This window comes from Pseudomonas sp. HY2-MNA-CIBAN-0224 (assembly GCF_040310285.1).
In the GTDB taxonomy this organism is placed as follows: Bacteria; Pseudomonadota; Gammaproteobacteria; order Pseudomonadales; family Pseudomonadaceae; genus Aquipseudomonas; species Aquipseudomonas helleri.
The window spans coordinates 1-275 of sequence record NZ_JBEOPQ010000483.1 but is presented as its reverse complement, the minus strand read 5'-3'; the positions used below and the strand labels follow the sequence as shown (position 1 = coordinate 275).

Genomic DNA, 275 nt, shown 5'->3' with positions numbered 1-275 from the left:
CCCTAACATCATCTAATGGCGGTTTTTGGGTGTTAAATGCCCAAAATGCCACGTTCAGTCCGGGTTTGGTATCGACAATAATATCCTTATGTTGGTTAAGTACTGCAAGCTCACCCGCTTTGGGCAATGATGAAACACTGCAGTCTCCGGTGATTAATTTGGCAATGCGCGCGGTGCTTCTTGGGGTAATATCAAACACCAATTGGTCTATCTCAACCGTGGGTCCCCAATAGACTGGATTCTTTTTATAGCGAATATATTCATTTTTAACATAC

1 protein-coding gene is annotated in these 275 nt (G+C 42.9%); it reads right to left on the bottom strand.

The window, feature by feature from the left end; translation table 11 throughout:
• Positions 1-275, bottom strand: a 275-nt coding sequence (locus AAEZ03_RS27255) for an ABC transporter substrate-binding protein (protein WP_350582959.1), incomplete at both ends; no start/stop codon positions are given.